Here is an 18,947-nt window from a genome sequence, read left to right on the forward strand (position 1 = left end):
GACATTATCATTTTTGCATTCATTGAATATTCCGCCATATTCAATGAAGCACTATGCTTCGCCGAAACCATGGCTCGGACGAAGGAGATGCCTCATGAACGTCGACAGGATCAAACTCAACAGAGAGCTCGCCCAGATGCTCAAAGGCGGCGTCATCATGGATGTGACGACGCCGGAACAGGCGCGCGTGGCGGAGAAGGCCGGTGCGTGCGCGGTCATGGCGCTCGAACGCATCCCCGCGGACATCCGCGCGGCCGGCGGCGTCTCGCGCATGAGCGATCCCGAGATGATCAAGGGAATCCAGAAGGCCGTGAGCATTCCCGTCATGGCCAAGGTCCGCATCGGCCATTTCGTGGAAGCGCAGATCCTCCAAGCCATCGACATCGACTACATCGACGAATCGGAGGTCCTCTCGCCTGCCGACGATGCCTACCACATCGACAAGACCGCATTCGACGTTCCGTTCGTCTGCGGGGCGCGCGACCTCGGCGAGGCGCTGCGCCGCATAGCCGAGGGCGCGACGATGATCCGTACGAAGGGAGAACCGGGCACAGGCGACGTCGTGCAAGCCGTACGTCACATGAGGCTCATCAACTCCCAGATCAGGCATGTGCGGTCGTTGCGTGACGATGAGCTGTTCGAAGAGGCCAAGCGCCTGGGAGTACCTGTGGAGCTTATCCGCGGCGTGCATGAAAGCGGCCGCCTTCCCGTCGTCAACTTCGCGGCCGGCGGCGTCGCCACGCCTGCGGATGCCGCGCTGATGATGCAGCTCGGTGCAGAAGGCGTCTTCGTCGGAAGCGGCATCTTCAAGAGCGGGGATCCTGCGAAGCGCGCCGATGCGATCGTGAAAGCCGTCGCGAACTACGAGGACGCCAAGCTGATCGCGGAGCTCTCGTCAGGTCTCGGCGAGGCCATGGTGGGCATCAATGCGGATGAAATAGAGCTCATCATGGAAGAACGCGGCCGGTGATGGGTGCCGAACGCGTCGGGATCCTTGCGGTGCAAGGCGCCTTCGCCGAGCACGAACGCATGCTGTCTGAGCTCGGCGTGGAATGCATCGAGCTCAGACAAGCGTCCGACCTGCATAAAGGATTCGATCGTCTGGTATTGCCGGGAGGAGAGAGCACGGCTCAGGGCCGGATGCTGCGAGAACTCGGCATGCTGGAGCCTCTGCGCGACATGATCGAGGCCGGCATGCCGACGCTCGGAACCTGCGCCGGCCTGATACTCATGGCCGAGCGCATAGACGGCATCAATGGGGATGGAAGCGTCGTGGACGGCCAGCACAACGCTACCTGGCTTGGGACGCTTCCGGTCACGGTCAGGCGCAACGCATACGGACGTCAGCTCGGAAGCTTCAGGACCAGGGCCGATTTCGACGATGCAGGCGCCATTCCGATGACGTTCATACGAGCCCCGTTCGTCGTGGAGACGCGCGACGGATGCGACGTGCTCGCCCGCGTCGACGGGAACATCGTCGGCGTGCGCTGGCGCAATCAAATCGGAACGTCCTTCCATCCCGAACTCGACGAGGATGCTCGCGTGCACCGGATGTTCCTATCGCTCTGAGGCCGAACCCGTTGCGCTGGGTTGAGGATGTGCGATACGTACGACGGCACGAACGCACGCCTGACATATCCGGAAATACCATGGAGCGGAGAATCTCCTCGATGACGGCCCAGCCATCTCTTCCAACGAGCACGGCGCCCATGATATCGGCAGCTTTCCTCGCCTATGCAAGATGCTTGGCATGATGCGAAGCTCTCCGGCGAGGAGAGTCCGAGAAAAAGCGAAATTATGTTCATTCGCTCGATGTTCTCCATCAACACCAAAGGGTGCCGCATAGTGTTCGACCGTCAACCGCCAAACACCTCTCGAGGCGACAGGTACGAAAGCGGGGGAATCGGAGTAGATGCGCAACGGAGGGTCGTTGATGAAAAAAGCGCTTAAGAGCATAGCGGACAGCTGGTTCGGCTACCTGGTCGGCAGCGTCTTCCTGACAGGGATCGGCGGCTTGATCGGCGGGCTGCTCACGGGAGCTTTCGTAGGAATCTACGCCGGGTTGGCCTATGGAGACGAAATCGTCGGAATGACGGACGCGCAGGAAATCGCTTCGACCATGATGGGGTTGCTTCCTGATTGGCTTGCAACCGGACAAGCGTATCTGGCATCCATCGGAGTATGGCTCGTCGCGCTCCTCTGGTTTCTGCGCAAGGCCAACAAGCCGATCTGGAAAGCCATCGACAGAAGATCGGCGGGAAACAGCTTCAGGAACCTGATGATCGGCTTCGCCCTCGGCGCGGCGCTCAACGGATTCTGCGCGTTCGCGGCGTGCATGCTCGGAAGCATCTCTCTTGACTTCAGCTCGTTCAACATAGCCTACGCGCTGATCCTTCTCGTATGCGTGTTCGTCCAGTCGTCGGCGGAAGAGCTGGTCTGCAGAGGATACCTGTACCAGAAGCTGCTGAACAAATACAAGAGGCCGGTGGTCGCGATCGTCGGGAACGCAGCGATATTCGCGGCGTTCCACCTTCTGAACCCAGGAGTGACCGTACTGTCTATCGTGGACATCATGGTCTGCGGGATCTTGTTCTCCCTCCTGGTCTACTACTTCGACAGCATCTGGATGTCCATGGCGGCCCATACGGCGTGGAATTACCTTCAAAGCATCGTCCTCGGGCTTCCCAACAGCGGGAATGTACTCCCCTACTCGATTTTCAAGCTGGACGCGGCCTCGGCTCGCGATGGTCTTGCCTATACGACGGGCTTCGGGCTCGAAGGCTCTATAATGGCCATCCTGGTGCAGGTGGTCGCAATTGCGGCGCTCATATATCTGATCAAGAAAAACGGCACCCGCATCACCGACATCTGGAAGACGCGGCCCGTCATGGACGAAACCGATGTCGAATCGAAGGAGACGGCATAAGCCAAGGCGAAACGCCAACGAATGCCGGACGACGGCAAGAAGCGGCGACCGCACGGGCGAACGCATGGGACCGGTCGAATGGAAGCGCGCTCTATCGATTCTTGAGCGCAACTATCGGTTGCGGACACGAATTGCAAGCTGGAATTGGTGGCGCTCGCGATGGACGAGACCGAGCATGGTGCCATGCAGCTGCAAGGTTCATGCCGACCATGACAGAGAAAGGTCCCCCTCATGAAGATCGAAATAGCGAAGAGGCTCTACGAATACCGTCGCGCATCCGGGCTTTCCCAGGAGCAGGTTGCCGCCAAGATCAGCGTATCGCGCCAGGCGGTGTCGAAGTGGGAATGCGCCGAATCATCCCCCGACACCGACAACCTTATCGCGCTCGCCATGCTCTACGGAGTGACGGTCGACGAGCTGCTGTTCGCCGATCCCGAGAAAACGGCCGCTGAAACGACGAAAGGGACTATAAGGACGAACGACGCCGAGGAAGACGCCGGGAAAACGAATTCGACCGACGGAGCATCCGGAAAAACCGAGGACCGATCCGACGGCGGCGAGAACGCGGGCGTTGCCGGCGGTGATCCTCGAAAAGCCGAAGAGACGCCCGATGCCGCGGAGAAGGAGCCCGCTTGGCAACGCCCTGAAAACCCCGAGCAGGATTACGTCGACATCAGCTTCTCGCAAGGCGTGCACGTCCGCGATTCCAAGAAGGGCGAAGAAGTCCACGTGGGCTGGGACGGCATCCATGTCGACAACGACAAGGAGCATGTGCACCTGGACTTCAGCGGCCTTGCCAGGATGATCCGCGAGTTCCGCAAGGATCAGGAATAGTCGATCCGCTCGCGCAGGTCGGCGTATGCCTTCATCTGCGCGAGCGGCATCCTCGTTTCTTCCAAGCACGTAGCGGACGTATCCGCACGGGCACCTGCGATCATGCGTTCCATGCCACGAACTGCGCCGTCTCGACAACACGCCTCTTTTCGGCGAAATCCCATGTCGCGAGTGAAAGCATAAGGAAGATCATGCCCGCTGCGGCGAGAATCCCGAGGTCACCCAGGATAACCGACGGATTCGCATAGGTTATCGTTTCACGAAAGCCGTCGATCGCATACGTGAACGGCATGAACGGCTTCATCGAGGCAAGGAATCCGCGTCCCAGCTCGACCGGCAGCGTGCCGCCCGAGCACGCAAGCTGCAGTATCAGGACGAGCACCGCAAGAGCCTTGCCGGCGACGCCGAGCGTCATGTTGAGGAACTGCATGATCAGCATGAAGCAGACGCTTACCGACAGCGCGTATCCGAAGAGCAGAAACGGCGATGTGGAATACATGGAAGGAACGCCGATGAGGAAGGCGGCCGCCGTGACGGTTGCGGCCTCGAGGGCGCAGGCGGCGAGGTACGAAGGAATCCTGCCGAGGACCGTACGGAGCCGTCCGGCGCCCCTCTGCTTCGGACACAGCGGTTCGATCACGAAGAATATCATCAGCGCGCCGAGCCAAAGAGAGGTCGTCATGAATAACGGCGCGAAGCCTTGTCCGTAGTAATCAAGGGCACCGTATTTCTCCACCCTCGCATTCGTGGGATCGGCAACGTAGGCGCCCATGTCGCTGGAATCCACGGCAAGGCTGCCGGAAAGCCCGTCCGCACCGGCCGCGGTTGCCGAGACGAGTTCGGAAGCGCCCGATGCAAGCCGCTCGGCACCGTCTTCGGCGGATGCCGCGCCATCGCGTATCTGCGGAAGCGCAGCTGCAAGCGCACCGGCACCCCCGCTCAACGTCGATGCGCCCTGATTCATCGAGCCTGCGCCCTGCGCAACGGACTGCACTCCATCGTTCGCCTGCTGAATTCCAGAGACGAGCACGTCGCTGGAATCCGCCAACGTCCTTGACCCCGACGCGAAATCTTCCAAACCGGCCTGGGCGGCAGAAGATGCGCCGGACGCAAGCCGATCCGTTTTGCCCGGCATAGCCTGCGTGCTGTCCGCCAGGTATTCCGTGCCGTCCGCAAGGGATTGCGCACCTACGTCAAGAACCGAGGCGCCTTCGGCGAGATCGTGCACGCCCGATGCGACGCTTCCAGCGCCCTCGGCCGCCGAGCCTGCCCCCTCTTCCAGGCTCGACAAGCCGATGCCGAGGCCATCCCCTCCGGATGCGAGCCGTTCGGCGCCGTCCGACGCGTCCTCGAAACCGTTGCGCGCCCGCTCGAGACCGGCATAGGCCCCGCCCACATAAGCGTTCACGATGGCGGCGTCGATCTCGTTCTCGAATTCCTTCTCCACCGAGGATGAGAACTGCGAGAAGATGTAGTTGTAGCGGACGTTCTTATAGACCTCCAGGTCGGCGACTTTCGGCACCCCATCCGTGCCTGACATCACATCCCGAGAGAAGCGTTCCGGAATCTCGAATACCAACAGGCAGCCCGAGTTCTCGACGCCCTCATCGAGAGCGTCCGCATCCAGCTCCACGAAATTCGCCGCATCGCCTTCAACGGCATGACGCGTGATATCCGCCCCGAGATTCACGTCTTCACCGTTTGCGACGGCTCCTTCGTCAAGATTGACGATACCGACGGGAACGTGCTTCATGGCACCTGCCGGATCCCAGAAGCCCCAGCAGTAGAACGCCGAGAAAAGCCCTACGACGAGCGCCACGGCGACCGCCTTCGCGATCGTGAGCGCCGCACGTCGTCCGTCGATTTCCGTGATGCCGTTGGTTTCAGCCATATCTTCCGGCTCGTTTCATATATTTGACAGCTGTATATTGTTAGATACCATTAACCGTATCGACCAAGCCCCGTTCATGCAATGATCATTTGATTGTCATCCGTCAAATTTTTGACAGATGTGAATATATTGTTCAGGAAAGTACGATGAATCATAGGAACAACAGAGGCGCGCAGCGAACGAAAGCCGCATTGCAGCGGTCCTTCTTAGAACTTGCAACGACGAAGCCGCTGCGACGGATCACCGTGAACGAGCTCGCGGAAAAGAGCGGCGTCTCCCGCGGCACGTTCTACACGCACTACCATGATGTCTTCGAGCTCGCCGAGTCCATCGGAAACGACCTTATCGCGCAGCTCGATGCGATCTTGAGCCAAGCGCTGGCCACATGCGAAGACCCTCTGCGATTCCCGATGGCGCGAGACGCGCTCGAATTCATCGTGCAACACAGGATCGAGGTACGTATATTCCTTGTCGACTGCATAGAACCCGGTTTCGTCGATAAAGCCGACGAGCTCATCCGACGGCATGTCATTACCGCCCTGTCCAAAAACCTCGGCTCTTTCAAGCAGGATGCGGGACACCTGGCCGAATCGTATATCGCCTCGGGAGTGATCGGGCTCATCTGCAGCTGGGTGGCGCATGGGTGCGAGGCCGACATCGACGAGATGACGCACTTGATGGGACTGCTTATCACGAGAGGCGCCTCGGGCCTGATAGACGAATAAGAATTGCAAGCTGGAATTGGTGGCGCTTATGACGGATGCAGCCGAGTATGATGCCATGCAGCTGCAAGATCGACGGACAGGAGCCATAGCATGGGCACGACGATGGAAGAGGTGCTGCTCGCCCCGACGGCGCTGAACAAGCAGACATTCAAGCTGCGTGGCAAGGGCGGCGTCGTGAATCTTGAATGCGATGCAGGAATGTCTGCCGGAGCGGACGCAAGCGGCTGCGCCGATCCTCTGCTCGTCGTCGGCAACGACGAATCGCGCCCGGACACGTGCCCCGATCATATGCGGCAAGGCAAGGCGCAAGCGGAGGCGACGAAATGAACAGGGTTTTAGTGGTTGATGATGACCGGGAGCTTTGCGCTCTGATTCGCCGTGCCGTTTCGCAGGAAGATATGGACGCCGATTGCTGCCATTCAGGCCGCACCGGGCTTGAAATGCTGAAGGAAAACGAATATCAGCTCGTCGTTCTAGACGTGATGATGCCTGGTTTCAACGGATTCGAAACGCTGGAACGCATCAGGAAGGAAAGCAGCGTTCCCGTTCTGATGCTCACGGCGAAAGATGACAGCATCTCGAAAGTGCGCGGTTTGCGAAACGGTGCCGACGACTACCTGACGAAACCTTTCATCATGGAAGAACTGCTGGCGCGCATCACCTCCCTCGTCCGCCGCTACACAAGGTTCAACCAAGGCGAGGAAGATGCACGGACGCTTTTCTACGACGGCTTGACGATCGACCTTGACGCCCGCTCCGTCACAACAGAAAACGGAACGTTCGAACTTCCCCCGAAGGAATTCGGCATTCTGCTGCATTGCGCGAGAAACCAAGGGCGTATTTTGACGAAACAGCAGATCTACGAAGAAGTATGGGGCGAGCCGTACGCGTACGACGATAGCAACGTCATGGCCGTCATCAGCCGCCTGCGTAAAAAGCTGGAAGTCGACCCTGGAAATCCGAAGTACATACAGACGGTGAAGGGCATCGGCTACCGCCTCAACAAAGAGGTGTGATCCTTCCTATGGAAACTCTCGTCGTCATCCTCTTGGCCGTTGCCGCGACGTCCGTCGTGTCTGCCGTCCTTGCCCTGCATGAAGAACGACGGCAGATCGAAGAGATCGCCGAAGCCTTGGCCGACGTAAGGAGCGGGAACGGGAACCGTCGCCTTCTCGCTGATTCCGGCCAGCTCCTCTCCCCGCTCGTCTACGAGATCAACGACATCATCAGTGCCTACGAGGACCGCATCGCGACCTTTCGACATGCAGAGGAGGCGAGCAAGCAGCTCATGACGAGCCTTTCCCATGACGTAAGGACGCCTTTGACGACGCTGATCGGATATCTGGACGCAGTGCATGCAGGCATCGTCACCGGGACCGAGCGGGAGGAATACATCGAAACGGCCCGACGGAAAGCCTATGGCCTCAAAGGATACGTCGATGTGCTGTTCGACTGGTTCAAGCTCAATTCGGGTGACTTCACCATGGAAATGCAGCACGTTGAGGCGACGGAACTGACGCGCGGCATTCTGATCGACTGGATTCCTCTTCTAGAGGATCAGCGCATCGAATACTCGATGGATATACCGGATGAGCCCGTCATGGTCGATGTCGCCCCTGACGGCTATATGCGAATCATCAACAATCTGATGCACAACGTCATCACGCACAGTCAAGCAAGCGCCATGCGCGTGCGTCTGACAAAACAAGACGATGCCATGCGGCTTTCCGTGACCGATAACGGTATCGGCATAGCGAAAACAGACTTGAAGCAGGTCTTTTCCCGCCTCTACACCTGCGACAGGAGCCGGAACGGGAAAGGAAGCGGCCTTGGTCTGTCGATCGCCTATCATCTGGCGGAAAACATGAACGGCCGGCTCGATGCCGAAAGCAGTTTGGGTCGGGGCACGACGTTCGTCCTGACCTTGCCCCTTCTTGCGAAATAAGCATCCCCTTCGGCCGGTCTCCGATCGACCGGTCTTGAAATTGCAAGGTTCGTGCAAGCTTGCTGCAAGGTTAATGCAAGGTCGGACTGCTGTAATAAAGCGTGGCACGAACGCAGAGATCCCCTTTCTAAGCGAGTTCACATGAGCGAATTCATCGTCGAAACGAAGCACCTGACGAAGCAGTACGGCGCGCAGAAAAGCGTGGCGGACTTGAATATCCACGTGCGGAAAGGCCGAATTTACGGCCTTTTGGGAAGAAACGGCGCAGGCAAGACCACGACGATGAAAATGCTGCTCGGGCTGACCGATCCTACCTCGGGAGAAGTCTTGCTGTGGGGAAAGCCGTTGCGCGGGAATGAAAAGCGGACGCTTCCCCGCATCGGCAGCATGATCGAGTCGCCCGGCTTTTACCCGAATCTGACCGGAACGGAAAACCTGCGCATCTTCGCATTGCTGCGAGGCGTCCCCAACGCCCATGCCATTCAGGATGCGCTCGATCTTGTCGGCCTGCCGCATAAGGATAAGAAGCTGTTCTCCCAATACTCCCTCGGCATGAAACAGCGCCTTGCAATCGCACTGGCCGTCATGCACGACCCGGAGCTTTTGATCTTGGACGAACCCATCAACGGTCTCGACCCCATCGGAATCGCGGAAGTACGCGCGTTCATCCGAGAGCTGTGCGACAAGAGGGGCAAGACGATCCTTTTGTCCAGCCATATCCTTTCTGAAGTCGCGCTGCTTGCGGACGACATAGGAATCATCGATCAAGGCGTGCTGCTGGAGGAGGAAACCTTTGCAGCTCTGGAACAAAAGAGCAGCCGACACGTTCATTTCGTCGTTTCGGACGCCGCGCAGGCAGCGCGGATCTTGGAAGACGTGTTCCACGAGACGCGCTTTGCCGTTCAGGACGACCACGCCCTCCGACTGTACAACCTCGATCTGCCTGTAGGAAAGATCGTCTCCGCATACGTCGGAAGCGGGCTGGAGGTGTCCGAAGCCCACACCTGCGAGGAAACGCTCGGAGATTACTTCAAGCGGGTGACGGGAGGCGAGGGGATTGCTTAGGCTCATCCAATGCGAATTCTTGAAGCTGAAACGGCTGAAGTTCGTACAGGCGACACTGGCGCTGGCCGTCTTGTTCCCCTTCGTTCTGACTGCGTATGTTTTCAGCGACGGAAACGGCTTCGAGATGCTCTATCGCTTCGTGTTTCTCTATAGCGACCTGCTTTTCAAGCCCTGCATCCTCGGCATATTGGGTGTGATGCTGCTTTCTGCGGAGCAGGATAGCGACACGTTCAAGAACATTCTGACGATCCCGGTTTCCAAACGGAAGCTCTTCTATGCGAAGCTGTTTTTACTGCTTTGCCTGTCCGTCGCCTACTCCGCCATCGAGCTGCTGGCAACCGCCTTGGGCGGAATCGTCCTCGGAGGCGGGCAGGGAATCTCGATCTATCTGCGTTGCAGCCTGGTGGCCGGAATCATGTCGTTCTTCGATGCGCTGCCGTTGGTTCTGCTGTTCTGCTTGCTCCGTCGAGCCAAGGTTTTCGCCATGCTCTCGTCCCTGTTCTACGCGATCGCGGGATTCCTTCTGGTGAATTCCTATGCTTCGGGCATGAGCGTTTCGATCGGGATCGTGCCGTTCCTGCCTCGCATCGTGATCTTCCGCTGGTTCCTGCATCTTTTTTCCTTGGAACAGAATTCCGCATCGCTTCTCGTTCCCGGCCTGCCGGTCGGCGAAGCGTTCCTGATCCTCTTCTGCATGGGCACGGTCATGGCGGCAGTCGCCTCCGCTCTGTACGGACGTAAGGAGGCGGTGCGATGATGATCAGGATGATTCGTTGCGAATTCGCCAAGATCAAGAGGAACCCGGTCCTGCTGATCGGCCTCGTCGCGGTGTTAATCTCCGTAGGGTATTCCGTTTTCCAAATGTATCTGGGCGATAGCGCCGACGATGCCATGGATTTCGATCTGCTGAACTACGTGCTGGTCTTCAACAATACGACGCTGGTCTTCCCTGCCGCGTTCACGCTGTTCGGCGGGTATCTGGTCAACCGAGAATACGAGGCAGGAACGATGAAATCCCTTCTGGCGGTGCCCGTCTCCCTGCGGAAGCTCTTCGTTGCCAAGATACTGGTCACAGGGATTTTCTCCCTGTTCTTCGGCCTGGCGAGCTTCGTCCTGGTCATGCTCTCCGGACACTTCATCCTGCATTTCGACATCACGGCAGAGCAAACGGCTCTCTCGTTGAAGCAGGTATGCGGCATGGCGTTTTTCAATTTCCTTGCCGTAGCCCCGATCATTGCGCTATCCGTCCGGAAGCGCGGATACTACCTGGTCGGAGCGGGTGCGTCCTTCCTGCTCGGCCTGGTCAGCCTATTTGTCGGGAAGTCCGCCTTGACGAACGTCTTCCCCATTACCGCTGGATATACGTTGGTGGATTACGCGGCCGGCCTCGAAACGGCATCGCCGATCGTTTCGGTTGCGGTGTATGCGGTGCTGATGCTGATTCTGGCAGTCTGCATCCATTACCTGCCGTCGTATGATGATTTGAACGCATAAGCAAGAAGCATGCGCTTCCGTATCGTTGCAGATCCTTGCCGCCAGCAATGAGGTTCATGAGAACGGCACCGCATGAGCTTCGCTGCTTCTTCGGCGAAGCCGGCCCGGGAATCACCTGCTCGACCCTTTCGGCCCAAGCTGCACTCGGATATCGCATGACGTACCGGTGTATTCATGAATGCTTCTAAAACGAAAATAACCCCTGATCGATTTTATAGGCGATCAAGAATACTATGTCAAGCGACACGACGGTCGGTATGAAACGATTCTGTCCGGAGTTTCATGGTCGGCGGTTTTCCGTTTGAGCTATAGTTGCATCGCTGGCGATAAAGGAATGGGTGCGGAACGAACGCGCGAGCGGCTGCGGTGAAATGCCGCCGCTTGAGCATAGATGCTGGACAAGGGCATTTTCTTCTTGCCCGGCGAAAGGAACATCCGCGCCGGTTCGGATCCGGTTGAGCGAAAGGGGCGTTCCATGAGGGATCATTCGAAGCATATCCAGCTGTCGCGCGAAGAAGCGGTCGCACAGACGCTTGCAATGCTTGACGAGCTTCCCGAGGGCTTCGGCTGGCGCGGCGCATTGCTGCAGGCAGCAGGCGCCTCGGACGACACGGCTACCGCGCACGCGCGCAACGTTCGACGCAAGCTGGTCGAACGCGTTTCCCTTGCGGAATCCATCGGCCGCGTGCTGGCATACGACGTCGTCGCGCAGAACGACATGCCGAGCGCGCTCACATGCGCGATGGACTCCATCGCGCTGCACTGGTCCGATTTCGCGGATCTGCCTGAGGGCCAGCTGCCCGACACCGGCGCATGGGTGCGCGGCGTGGATTGGCAATTCGCGAACACAGGCGTGGCCATGCCCGAGGGATTCGACACGGCCATCGTTATCGAGCATGCGCAGGTTTCCGCCGACGAGCAGCACGTCGTCATCGATGCCGCCCCGTCGAAGCAGGGCGCGGGGACCCGTCCGGTCGGCAGCGCCATGCGCCGCGGCGACGTGCTGGCGCAGGCAGGTTCCGTGGTGACGCCCGATCTGGCCGTCCGTATCGGCGCCGGCAACAATGCCAGCGTAGCCGTAGTGCGCCGCCCGCGCGTCGCGTTCATTCCCACAGGCAACGAACTGATGGCGCCCGGCGTGCCGTTCGACCCCGCGCACGCCGACAGCTTCGCCGCACGCGGTCGCACCTTCGAGACGAACAGCGTGCTCGTCCGTGCGAAGTGCGAGAAATGGGGCGGGCGGTTCGTGCCGTTCGACATCGTGCTCGACCGCCGCGACGCCATCGAAGCCGCCCTCGAACATGCCGTGGAAGTTGCCGACATCGTCGTGCTGAACGCAGGCTCGTCGAAGGGCAGCGACGACTGGTCGTGCGAGGTCATGGAAGAGATGGGGCGTATGGTCTGCCACCAGACGAACCACGGGCCGGGACATCATTCCAGCGCCGCCGTCATCGACGGCACGCCCATCGTCGGCATCTCCGGACCGTCGGGCGGTGCGTCGTTCACGCTTGACTTCTATCTGCGGCCGCTCATGCGCGCGTTCATGGGGTTGGAACCCGAGGTGGAACGCACGCCGGCCGTGCTTGCCGAGGAATTCCCGCCGGGCGGCCCTGGCAGCGCCAAGAAGCACAGCGGCCCCGTGCGCGGAGAGGAACGGCCGGCGGAGCACCCGGAACACGAGCCCGGCACGCCCGAGTTCTACGGCGTGAGGATGCTGCGCGTCGAACATGCCGAGAACGGCACGCTGCGCGCCTGGCCCGTCGCGGGCTTCCCCGGCAGCGCGGAGACCTTGGCGGCGAACGCATACTGCATGCTGCCGATGGGCCCGGGCATCGAAGCGCCGAGGCCCGGCGACGTGATCCGGATCGAGTGGCGCTAAAGACCCCGATAGACCCTCATCGTTTCGATAGGCGAATCCATGCGGTCAGCTTCTCGCAGAACTCCTTCGGGTGCAGCGTGAAGAATTCCGCGTGATCCATCCCTGCGTTCTCGACGATCAGCGCATGGGGAAACGCCGTGCGAATATACGCGATGTCCCACTTCCGCGCCTTTTTCTCGTCGGAGCCGTACCAATACGCCACTCGGCAATCGACGGGCGGCACCGGCACGGGCATGGAATAGTTATTGCAGGAATAGAACGAGCGCCAGATGGTCCTCGCGCTCATGCTGCGCATAGCCTCTTTGATGTATGCGAGGTCGTCTTCCGTGTATTTCTCGGGGTCGAACATGCTCCGCAACGCTTTGACGCTCATATGCTTGCCGATCTCCATCGCTGCGAAATCGCGGATACCGACGAGATACGTCAGCGGCTTCCAGAGCCGATACGGAGTCATGCCGCCATCCATCACGGCGCAGTCGACGCCTACCTTTCCGACCGCCAACATCCGAGCCACGACGGCCCCGCCCATGGAGCAGCCGTACAGGCATGCGACACGTCCGAAGCCATGCCCCGCGAGCCATGCGGCCGTTTCATCGGCAATCTGCTCCACGCTCGTAAAATCCGCCTCCGGCGCATCCGGATCGAAACCGGGCAGCGCCGGAATAACGAGATGGTAGCGTTCCTTCAATGTCGGCACCACGTAATTGAAAACATCCCAGCGCGCGCCGAGCGGATGAAACATGACGAGAAGATCTTCGCGTTCCTCGCCGAATTCATGCATGGTCATGTGCCCCACCGCCTCTACGGCTCTCCGTCGGGATGCTCGATGATCGGGTCGACGGCGACGGATCCATCGCGCCGCCCTCGTCAAGACAGAGCACTGCGCGATACGCGGTTCTAGCTACGAACCGGCTATTCTCATCGACAACCCCTCGATAGCTCTTGGCATCATTATATAGAGTTCATCCTCAGACGAGCCGCTATCGCGGCGATGAGAAGATCCAGGTACTATGATCGCGCACCCATGATGTTGACGCAGCCTTTCTCATTATAGAACGCGTACATCGCGCAGAATGCCGGGAACATCAGGCGCAGAGCCGTCTGTGAGGACCAAAACCGTACCTCTTGCCAAAATCCAGCTTGCATGGATTCCCTATCGTTCATAGGGTTCAAGAAGAATCCTATGCCGCCTAGCTCGGCCTGAAACGTGCTCTGTCGTTCGAACGGGGAAAATACCGCGTAAAGCCGCAGCATGTGGCGCATACGGCATTCGAAAAGGAGGAGAGCGCAGCCACTGCGCGAGAAGTGGCGGAAAGAATGTATGAGGGGGACGGAATGGCTATTTCTACTGAGATCGTCGGAAAGACCTTCGGTCCGTTCGTGCGCGATTACACGTTCAAAGACCTCGAGATCTGCGCGCTTGGGTGCGGCGCAGGCTGGGATGGCCGTATTGACCTGGAGTATATCAACGAAGGCGACGCCAAGAACCCGAATCTCAAGGTTCTGCCCATCTTCGCCGTGCCCCTGACCGTTAACGAGGAGATGACCACCACCCTCGATTACGGCTTCGATTACTCCGGTTCCCTGCACTACGGCATCGACGTGCGTTTCCATGCGCCGTTCAAAATGAATGACCGCATCGAAACCTTCGTGACCCAAGAGGCTGTCTGGGATCGCGGAGAAGGCCGCGGCTCCCTCTCCAAGCAAGTCGGCAAGTCCTACTCCGCCGACGGCACCCATCTGTGCACGGTCGACACCTACGACTGCTGCATCTACGACGGCGGCTGGGGCGGCGAGCGACCGCCCAAGGATTCCGTGGAATACCCCGACCGCGAACCCGACTGCGTGTTCGAAGAGACCTACGGCTACAACTGGCCGCTCGTCTATCGTCTGATGGGTGACTGGCATCAACAGCATGTCGACTGGTCTTACACCGAGCAGACCGGTCTCGAGCGTCCTATCGCCCATGGCGTGAGCAGCGCCGGCGTGGCTATGCGCCATGTCATTTCCCTGCTGTTCCCGGGGCATCCCGAAGCCATGACACGCTTCAAGTGCCGCTTCACCTCCCCGGTGCTGCCAGGCGTCCGCCTGCGCACCATTGCGTGGAAGACCGCCGAGGGAGAAGCGAGATTCCGCATGGTTAACGCCGATGCCCCCGATTCCAAGCCGTTCCTGAACCACGGCATCGTCGAGTGGGACGCCGCCTGCGCGTAGCGTTTCGCATCACCGAAAAGAAGCTCTCCGCAACGGCATCATGCGCTCGGCAGGCTTCTTCCCGCACAACCAGACCGCTTTCGGAACTCTGAAGGCGTCAGGCCCGTTTCGCGTTTGAACGCGGCGGCGAATTTGCTCGGATTGCCGTACCCTGCGGCACACGCCGCAGCCGACACGCTCTTTCCCTGTTCAAGCATTCCTTGAGCCAAGCGGATCCGGCGGCGGCGCGCATACGAGGCGATCGTCATGCCGTACACCTTTTCGAAATAGCCGTTGAGCGTGGTTGCGGAAACGCCCATATCGAAGGCCATGTCACGTGCATCATGAGGTTGGGCGGGCGCGGATTCTATCAGATCGTGCGCCGTCTTCGCCATGCGCAATTGCATAGGCGCAAGCAGCGTCTGAGGCTTCGCCAGGCTGCAATCGCGACGAGACAGCGCCCAAAGAAGCTCGAGCACCGCAAGCTTCGCCTGCGTCCAGTCGCTCGACCGGACCGCCGATCCCGCACGTTTCATCTGGCCGATAAGCTCCTCGTCGCCTGAGAACACCGCCGAGGAGCCCATCCGGCGCCATGCGCCGACCACATCGGGATCCATCTCGCGCAAAAGGCCGAACTCAGGTTCGTCGACGACCGCCGCGCACACGAACACCTCGATGCCGACGTACCGCGCAAGCGGATAGCGAAACGAACGGGGCGGTTCGAATTTCCCGTTCGACGTGCAGGCGAAGCTCACGCACACATCCGACTCGCCCACCACGGCAACGCCTACGTGCGGGATGTCGGTTTCGCAGCGGCCTTCGATGCAATAGTTGATCGAAAACCACTCATCTGCGTCCGAGCCTCTGAGGCTCTCCGAAGCCGAACTCGCCTGCACGGCGTTGCCGGCACGTCGCGCGGTTCCGCCGCCGAAAAACCGGCTTGCCGGCATCATGCTCGGACATTCCTCGCACGCGAAATCAACCAGGCATACCGCCACATAGGGAGAAAGCAGGTACCCCGTCATCGTGCCTTCCCCGATGGGATCGGACAGCTTCAGCTCCACCGCACGATCGCCCGGAAAAGAAAGCGCCATGCCTTTGTGGGTAACGAAGTCGAACGGCAGCGGATTCGGCATGGGTCCCCTTCCTTATTTTCACGTGCTATCGATAGGATAACCGAGATATGGAGCTATCTAAGTCAAATGGAGTTGCAGCCATATGACTTCTTAGATATTCTCGCCAAACTAACAGGTACTTTGCAATGTGCCTTATTTGATTGAAGGAAACGATCATGAAACTCAGCGAAATGGAAACGGGGCGAAAAGGAACGATCGCATCCGTTTCGGGGACAGACCGTTTCGTGTCGCGCGTAACGGCCATCGGACTTACCGAAGGCTGCCGCATCGAGATAGTGCAGAACGCCAAGCGGCGTCCGCTGCTCGTGTTCGAACGAGACAGCGTGGTGGCCCTCGACCGGGCCGATTGCAAGAACATAGAAGTGGACGTGCTCTCATGAGCTGCGAATCCTGCGCAAGCACGACACCCTCGTGCGAGCACTGCTCGCATGGTTCGGTTGAGTTCACGAAACGCGGCGATGCGTGCATAGCGCTTCTGGGACAGCCGAACTCAGGTAAATCTACCCTGTTCAACGGCCTCACCGGGTCGCGTCAACACGTGGGGAACTGGCCCGGCAAGACGGTCGAGCGCAAAGAGGGCGAATTCCCCCGCAACGGCAGAACGTACCAGGTCGTCGATCTGCCCGGTGCCTACGGGCTTGCAGCGAACTCGCCTGAAGAGCAGATAACCGCCGATTTCGTGACATCGGGGGCGGCCGACGTGACGCTCGTGATGGCCGATGCCTCCCAGCTTGAGCGCAGCTTGTATATGCTGGCCGATTTCGCGTGCACCGCACACGACGCACCATGCGTGCTCGTGCTCAATCTCATGGATGTGGCCGAACAGCAAGGCAAGCGCATCGACGCGAAGAAGATCGAACAGCGCCTCGGCATTCCCGTCGTGCCGTTCGTGGCGGCTGAAACTTCGAACTACGACGCGCTGCTCGAAGCCATCGATCGCGCGTTGCGCGAGAAGCCCCTCCTGAACATCGATTTGCTGAACGCCGAGATATCCTGCCGCGCCGACACCATCCAAGGACGCGGCGCAGCGAAGTTCGCCTGGATCGAACGGATCATCGAAGGCGCCGAAACCGCGCCGAAGGCGGCTCACGCGCTTTCCCGTTTCGACCGCCTGGCCACCGCATCGCGCGCATCGAAACCGCTTGCCGTCGCCATGATCCTGGTCGGCTTCGTGCTCGCGTTCATCCCGGCGACGCCCATCATGCTTCTAGGAAGCGGCATATCCAGTCTGGGCCAGATGGTGGCCGCCGCACTCATCGACGCAGGAGCGCCGGCGATCCTTGCCAATATGCTCTGGGGCGTCGTCGCCAACAGCCTGTGCTTCGCCGTCATGATGACGGGCTACGTCTTCGGCATCAACCTCGTGTTCCTCGCGTACGAGGAGTGGGGCTACATGGCGCGCATCTCCTACGTGTTCGACGAGACGCTTTCGCATTTCGGCCTGCAAGGCAAATCGCTCATGCCGTTTCTCATGTGCTTCGGCTGCACCATGGGAGGCGTCTCGGGTGCGCGCGTGATCGACTCGTGGGGCCAGCGCATGCTCACGATGATGATGGCTTGGGCCATTCCATGCGGAGCCACCTGGGGTATCGTGCCTGTGCTGGCCGTGATCTTCTTCGGCGCGGGAGCCCCGCTTGTGATCGTCGCCATATTCGCCGTAAGCCTGCTACTCATGTGGCTCATCGGCATCATCTTCGGACCGCACCTCGTTCCCAAGGGCGACCGGGCCGGACTCGTCATGGAGCTTCCTCCTTACCACAAGCCGCGCATGAAGAACGTGTTGCGCGGAGCCCTTATCAAATGCTGGAGCATGTTCCGCCGCGCATTCAAGGTGGTGGCGACGTTCACGCTGGTTATCTGGCTGCTCACCTACACCGCAAGCGGCAACGTGGAAGACTCCGCGCTCTACGCCATCGGTACGGCGATCGAACCGATGACGCGTATCTTCGGCATGGGCTGGGAAACGTTCACCGCCTGGTTCTGCGCGTTGGCCATCAAGGAATCGGCCGTAGGCGTGTTCTCCGCGCTGTTCGCAGGAGGATCGACTCCCAACGAGGCCATCGTGGGCGCCGTCACAGGCTCGGCATTCGTGGCGTCCAACATCGGCGAGCTCATCGCCGCGCATATCTCGGCACCCGAGGCGCTCGCGTTCATCTTCGCATTCACGTTCAATGTGCCGTGCGCCGCAAGCTGCTCGATGACCGTCGCCGAAGCGCATTCTCCGAAGTGGGTTACCGTGACCGTCGCGTTCTATATCTGCGCATCCCTGCTTTTAGGATGCGCCGCCTATCACGTGGGATTGCTGCTGTTCGGGTAAGCGGCTCTAAAAGCCGCTACCCCGCTTCACGGGGAAGGAAACACCGTTCTTCCGGTGGCTGCGGCCTGCAATCGCGGCTAAACGATGCCCTTTCTGGTTTCGATGACGCCATAGAGATACAGCACCGGAAGAATGGTGCCTACCACGGCGTTTGCGATGGAGCCCGCCTCACCGGAGCCGAAAGAGGCGATGATGCCGCAGACGCCGAAGACCACGCTGATGATGCCCAGCACAAAGGCCAGGCTGTTCCTGCCGTTGCGCTTAGAGGCCTTGAAGCCCACCACGCCCACGAAGAGGTTGAGGAGGCCGCCGAGGAAGGCGACGATGCCCACGATGGCCGCAACGCCGGCTGCAGCGTCGACATCTGCGTCGGCGGCAAGCACATAGACGCCCATCATCATGAACAGGCCCGCGACCAAAGCGATGACGGCATAGACGATCAGGATGATCGACGTCACGCGAAGAATGCCGCTGCCGGCGGGCTTGTTGGTGCTGTTCTGATCCATTTGAAATCTCCTTGGTCTATGTCTCTGGGCTCAAGG

The 18,947-nt window shown here is 59.7% G+C and carries 19 protein-coding genes; 15 read left to right on the forward strand and 4 right to left on the reverse strand.

Going from position 1 to position 18,947, the window contains the following annotated elements; all coding sequences use genetic code 11:
- Positions 1–94: 94 nt before the first annotated feature.
- The 4 genes from pdxS to HMPREF1155_RS00230 all read left to right on the forward strand — a co-directional run bounded on the left by pdxS (position 95) and on the right by HMPREF1155_RS00230 (position 3,760).
- Positions 95–970 (forward strand): pyridoxal 5'-phosphate synthase lyase subunit PdxS, encoded by an 876-nt coding sequence (pdxS, locus tag HMPREF1155_RS00215; RefSeq protein ID WP_009076059.1) that lies wholly within the window; start codon positions 95–97, stop codon positions 968–970.
- On the forward strand, positions 970–1,569 hold the full coding sequence (gene pdxT, locus HMPREF1155_RS00220) for a pyridoxal 5'-phosphate synthase glutaminase subunit PdxT (RefSeq protein WP_039993041.1): 600 nt from the start codon (positions 970–972) through the stop codon (positions 1,567–1,569). The genes pdxS and pdxT overlap by 1 nt, the downstream gene beginning before the upstream one ends.
- 364 nt (positions 1,570–1,933) lie before the next feature.
- A complete protein-coding gene (locus tag HMPREF1155_RS00225) occupies positions 1,934–2,926 on the forward strand; it encodes a CPBP family intramembrane glutamic endopeptidase (protein ID WP_009076438.1) in 993 nt (330 codons plus the stop codon).
- 231 nt (positions 2,927–3,157) lie between these two features.
- The gene (locus HMPREF1155_RS00230; protein ID WP_006362790.1) at positions 3,158–3,760 is read left to right on the forward strand and encodes a helix-turn-helix transcriptional regulator; all 603 of its coding nucleotides are present in this window, start codon (positions 3,158–3,160) and stop codon (positions 3,758–3,760) included.
- Positions 3,761–3,860: 100 nt separating this feature from the next.
- Here HMPREF1155_RS00230 and HMPREF1155_RS00235 read toward each other — a convergent pair whose 3' ends face one another.
- On the reverse strand, positions 3,861–5,651 hold the full coding sequence (locus tag HMPREF1155_RS00235; protein ID WP_009076174.1) for a YhgE/Pip domain-containing protein: 1,791 nt from the start codon (positions 5,649–5,651) through the stop codon (positions 3,861–3,863).
- Positions 5,652–5,896: 245 nt separating this feature from the next.
- On the opposite strand from HMPREF1155_RS00235, the gene HMPREF1155_RS00240 reads away from it, so the two are divergent.
- The 8 genes from HMPREF1155_RS00240 (at position 5,897) to HMPREF1155_RS00275 (ending at position 12,759) form a co-directional block, all read left to right on the forward strand.
- A complete protein-coding gene (locus HMPREF1155_RS00240; RefSeq protein ID WP_162130803.1) occupies positions 5,897–6,376 on the forward strand; it encodes a TetR/AcrR family transcriptional regulator in 480 nt (159 codons plus the stop codon).
- A 90-nt stretch (positions 6,377–6,466) separates the two neighbouring features.
- On the forward strand, positions 6,467–6,703 hold the full coding sequence (locus HMPREF1155_RS09045; RefSeq protein ID WP_009076063.1) for a hypothetical protein: 237 nt from the start codon (positions 6,467–6,469) through the stop codon (positions 6,701–6,703).
- Positions 6,700–7,392: a response regulator transcription factor gene (locus HMPREF1155_RS00250; RefSeq protein ID WP_039993047.1), complete on the forward strand. Its 693-nt coding sequence runs from the start codon at positions 6,700–6,702 to the stop codon at positions 7,390–7,392. The genes HMPREF1155_RS09045 and HMPREF1155_RS00250 overlap by 4 nt, the downstream gene beginning before the upstream one ends.
- Positions 7,393–7,400: 8 nt before the next feature.
- Entirely contained in the window at positions 7,401–8,321 is a 921-nt protein-coding gene (locus tag HMPREF1155_RS00255) for a sensor histidine kinase KdpD (RefSeq protein ID WP_039993048.1), read from the forward strand.
- 141 nt (positions 8,322–8,462) lie between these two features.
- Positions 8,463–9,386: an ABC transporter ATP-binding protein gene (locus HMPREF1155_RS00260; protein WP_009076485.1), complete on the forward strand. Its 924-nt coding sequence runs from the start codon at positions 8,463–8,465 to the stop codon at positions 9,384–9,386.
- Complete coding sequence (locus tag HMPREF1155_RS00265; protein ID WP_039993049.1) at positions 9,379–10,143, forward strand: ABC transporter permease; 765 nt, start codon at positions 9,379–9,381, stop codon at positions 10,141–10,143. Before HMPREF1155_RS00260 ends, HMPREF1155_RS00265 begins: the two co-directional genes overlap by 8 nt.
- Positions 10,140–10,880: an ABC transporter permease gene (locus HMPREF1155_RS00270; protein WP_009076036.1), complete on the forward strand. Its 741-nt coding sequence runs from the start codon at positions 10,140–10,142 to the stop codon at positions 10,878–10,880. The genes HMPREF1155_RS00265 and HMPREF1155_RS00270 overlap by 4 nt, the downstream gene beginning before the upstream one ends.
- 475 nt (positions 10,881–11,355) lie before the next feature.
- Entirely contained in the window at positions 11,356–12,759 is a 1,404-nt protein-coding gene (locus tag HMPREF1155_RS00275; RefSeq protein ID WP_009076288.1) for a molybdopterin-binding protein, read from the forward strand.
- Positions 12,760–12,775: 16 nt separating this feature from the next.
- On the opposite strand, the gene HMPREF1155_RS00280 is transcribed toward HMPREF1155_RS00275, so the two are convergent.
- Positions 12,776–13,546, reverse strand: coding sequence for an alpha/beta fold hydrolase (locus HMPREF1155_RS00280; RefSeq protein WP_009076015.1), 771 nt, complete (start codon positions 13,544–13,546; stop codon positions 12,776–12,778).
- A 548-nt stretch (positions 13,547–14,094) separates the two neighbouring features.
- On the opposite strand from HMPREF1155_RS00280, the gene HMPREF1155_RS00290 reads away from it, so the two are divergent.
- Positions 14,095–14,973, forward strand: a complete 879-nt coding sequence (locus HMPREF1155_RS00290) for a MaoC/PaaZ C-terminal domain-containing protein (protein WP_009076486.1) — start codon at positions 14,095–14,097, stop codon at positions 14,971–14,973.
- Between the two features lie 38 nt (positions 14,974–15,011).
- On the opposite strand, the gene HMPREF1155_RS00295 is transcribed toward HMPREF1155_RS00290, so the two are convergent.
- Positions 15,012–16,088 carry an AraC family transcriptional regulator gene (locus HMPREF1155_RS00295; protein ID WP_009076007.1) on the reverse strand — a complete coding sequence of 359 codons (1,077 nt, stop codon included), beginning with the start codon at positions 16,086–16,088 and terminating at the stop codon, positions 15,012–15,014.
- Between the two features lie 155 nt (positions 16,089–16,243).
- On the opposite strand from HMPREF1155_RS00295, the gene HMPREF1155_RS00300 reads away from it, so the two are divergent.
- Together HMPREF1155_RS00300 and feoB are read left to right on the forward strand one after the other, a co-directional pair.
- On the forward strand, positions 16,244–16,468 hold the full coding sequence (locus HMPREF1155_RS00300; RefSeq protein WP_009076193.1) for a ferrous iron transport protein A: 225 nt from the start codon (positions 16,244–16,246) through the stop codon (positions 16,466–16,468).
- A complete protein-coding gene (gene feoB / locus HMPREF1155_RS00305; protein ID WP_009076302.1) occupies positions 16,465–18,405 on the forward strand; it encodes a ferrous iron transport protein B in 1,941 nt (646 codons plus the stop codon). The genes HMPREF1155_RS00300 and feoB overlap by 4 nt, the downstream gene beginning before the upstream one ends.
- Before the next feature lie 77 nt (positions 18,406–18,482).
- On the opposite strand, the gene HMPREF1155_RS00310 is transcribed toward feoB, so the two are convergent.
- Positions 18,483–18,911 (reverse strand): hypothetical protein, encoded by a 429-nt coding sequence (locus HMPREF1155_RS00310; protein WP_009076472.1) that lies wholly within the window; start codon positions 18,909–18,911, stop codon positions 18,483–18,485.
- Positions 18,912–18,947: the final 36 nt, after the last annotated feature.

This window comes from Slackia sp. CM382 (assembly GCF_000293015.1).
GTDB lineage: Bacteria > Actinomycetota > Coriobacteriia > Coriobacteriales > Eggerthellaceae > Slackia > Slackia exigua.

Bases quoted from the DNA above. Each gene is read 5' to 3' on its own strand.
- pdxS (WP_009076059.1), top strand. From the start codon at position 95: ATGAACGTCGACAGGATCAAACTCAACAGAGAGCTCGCCCAGATGCTC.
- pdxT (WP_039993041.1), top strand. From the start codon at position 970: ATGGGTGCCGAACGCGTCGGGATCCTTGCGGTGCAAGGCGCCTTCGCC.
- HMPREF1155_RS00225 (WP_009076438.1), top strand. From the start codon at position 1,934: ATGAAAAAAGCGCTTAAGAGCATAGCGGACAGCTGGTTCGGCTACCTG.
- HMPREF1155_RS00230 (WP_006362790.1), top strand. From the start codon at position 3,158: ATGAAGATCGAAATAGCGAAGAGGCTCTACGAATACCGTCGCGCATCC.
- HMPREF1155_RS00235 (WP_009076174.1), bottom strand. From the start codon at position 5,651: ATGGCTGAAACCAACGGCATCACGGAAATCGACGGACGACGTGCGGCG.
- HMPREF1155_RS09045 (WP_009076063.1), top strand. From the start codon at position 6,467: ATGGGCACGACGATGGAAGAGGTGCTGCTCGCCCCGACGGCGCTGAAC.
- HMPREF1155_RS00250 (WP_039993047.1), top strand. From the start codon at position 6,700: ATGAACAGGGTTTTAGTGGTTGATGATGACCGGGAGCTTTGCGCTCTG.
- HMPREF1155_RS00255 (WP_039993048.1), top strand. From the start codon at position 7,401: ATGGAAACTCTCGTCGTCATCCTCTTGGCCGTTGCCGCGACGTCCGTC.
- HMPREF1155_RS00260 (WP_009076485.1), top strand. From the start codon at position 8,463: ATGAGCGAATTCATCGTCGAAACGAAGCACCTGACGAAGCAGTACGGC.
- HMPREF1155_RS00270 (WP_009076036.1), top strand. From the start codon at position 10,140: ATGATGATCAGGATGATTCGTTGCGAATTCGCCAAGATCAAGAGGAAC.
- HMPREF1155_RS00275 (WP_009076288.1), top strand. From the start codon at position 11,356: ATGAGGGATCATTCGAAGCATATCCAGCTGTCGCGCGAAGAAGCGGTC.
- HMPREF1155_RS00280 (WP_009076015.1), bottom strand. From the start codon at position 13,546: ATGACCATGCATGAATTCGGCGAGGAACGCGAAGATCTTCTCGTCATG.
- HMPREF1155_RS00290 (WP_009076486.1), top strand. From the start codon at position 14,095: ATGGCTATTTCTACTGAGATCGTCGGAAAGACCTTCGGTCCGTTCGTG.
- HMPREF1155_RS00295 (WP_009076007.1), bottom strand. From the start codon at position 16,088: ATGCCGAATCCGCTGCCGTTCGACTTCGTTACCCACAAAGGCATGGCG.
- HMPREF1155_RS00300 (WP_009076193.1), top strand. From the start codon at position 16,244: ATGAAACTCAGCGAAATGGAAACGGGGCGAAAAGGAACGATCGCATCC.
- feoB (WP_009076302.1), top strand. From the start codon at position 16,465: ATGAGCTGCGAATCCTGCGCAAGCACGACACCCTCGTGCGAGCACTGC.
- HMPREF1155_RS00310 (WP_009076472.1), bottom strand. From the start codon at position 18,911: ATGGATCAGAACAGCACCAACAAGCCCGCCGGCAGCGGCATTCTTCGC.